The sequence below is a fragment of the Bacteroides sp. AF25-38AC genome, assembly GCF_003602995.1.
Classification (GTDB): domain Bacteria; phylum Bacteroidota; class Bacteroidia; order Bacteroidales; family Bacteroidaceae; genus Bacteroides; species Bacteroides uniformis.
On the sequence record NZ_QTMD01000080.1, the window covers coordinates 1 to 1,596 of the forward strand.

Below are 1,596 nucleotides of genomic sequence, written 5' to 3' on the forward strand. Positions count from 1 at the left end.
CCTAAAATCCGCAAGCAATCTCAATGGCAATCTCAATTGCAGTAAAGAGCTTGAACACTATGCATCATGATAGTATGAGCGTGAATTTTGTCCGATTTGTGCATACCTTCCCCTTACCCCACAATGCGACTTGAGGCAATACGCAGATTAAAACCATAAGGAACGGACTTTATCCGAATCCAGTTTTGAAAGGTCTTGCATAAGCCCGGTTTTCAGTATAGATATTCAGCACGTATTGCCTTGCTGTCATGATCCACTTGGCAGGTACGGAGATGAAGCTGAAGACAAAAGCCTTTATGCGACTCGTTTCCTTGAGCCCGAAAGCCTTGGTGTCAAGCTTGCTAATGATGGTCTTATAGAAATTGTGTATCAATGCCGTAAGCAGAAGGAATACAGTGTTCTCTGACATGAACGACTTGGGGAGCCTGTTCCAGCCGAATCCGTTGTTCATATCATCGAATATACGCTCTTTGCCCCCACGCTTGTTGTAAAATTCGACGATGTCTCTTGTTGATGAGTCATAATCGTTGGTAAGAATGGATCTGTAGGTGTATTCACCTTCCCACAAGTCAAGCTCTCCATCCATGCGCTTTTGTCTCTGGATGACAAGACGATAGCACTTGCCTTCCCATTTCTCAACGAGAATGGAATTGAGTTCGAACTGGATGCCGTTAATCTCCTCCGTCTTCCATCCTCTCAGAGCAAAGATGTCATTGTAGAGCGAACTGCATCGGTTGGCACGGATGTAGAAATGTTTGCAATGCTTCTCTATCTCACTGACGATTTCCTTCGAGCAGGAACCGCAGTCTGCCCTGAAGCGATTTACACGGATGTTCTGGGATTCCAGAAGAGCGAAGAATCTCTTATGGGTGTCTGCCTGATGAAAACGCACATTCGTGTTACCATCGCTGTTCTCGATATAGACTATCTTGTCACCGATAACATATACGCCAGGCCTGTAGCCGAGGAACTTTTTGTAGGTCGGTTTTGCATCATACTTCTCCGTTTCAAGGAACTGATGGTCAAAGTCAACATCGTATTCCTCAATTTCCTTCAACTCGCCTGTAGAAACCAAAGCGTTTATAAGCAATGTGTTGAGTTTGTCTGCAGTATTGAAATCATAGGTCTTGCCTTGGTCGGAAGTATAGGAGATGTTTTCCTGTGTCAGTTCCTTGATGGCTCTGAGGATGGTATCAGAGCTGCATGTACGAAGGGTAGGATGATACGAGAGATGGCGCATCAGTTGTGACGTTACATCTTCCACGCATGAGCCGCCACAGAAATAAACGCTCATCAGCGAACGGACTATCTCGCTGAACTGATATCCGAAGATACTGCTGCATCTCTGACCCAGTGTTGAGTCGATAACGGGTGAAAGCATGGAGTCAAATTTCTCCATGATTGAAAAAATTCCTCCAAAAGGTGTGAGTTTCTCAGATTTAATTTGTATTTTTGCCATGTCATATTAGAGTTTTGCTTGTTTTCTTTTTGCAACACTAAGATAAGTGAAAATTCTGACATGGCAAAATCCTGGGCAACTTTTTGTTGCTCAGGAACTTATAAATAAAGTTAAATTATAGTGTTGCGGAATTAAGG

General features: G+C 43.5%; 1 protein-coding gene. It reads right to left on the minus strand.

Going from position 1 to position 1,596, the window contains the following annotated elements; genetic code table 11:
- Positions 1-169: 169 nt before the first annotated feature.
- Positions 170-1,459 (minus strand): IS1380-like element IS612B family transposase, encoded by a 1,290-nt coding sequence (locus DWY55_RS21755; RefSeq protein ID WP_005838247.1) that lies wholly within the window; start codon positions 1,457-1,459, stop codon positions 170-172.
- Between the last annotated feature and the right edge of the window lie 137 nt (positions 1,460-1,596).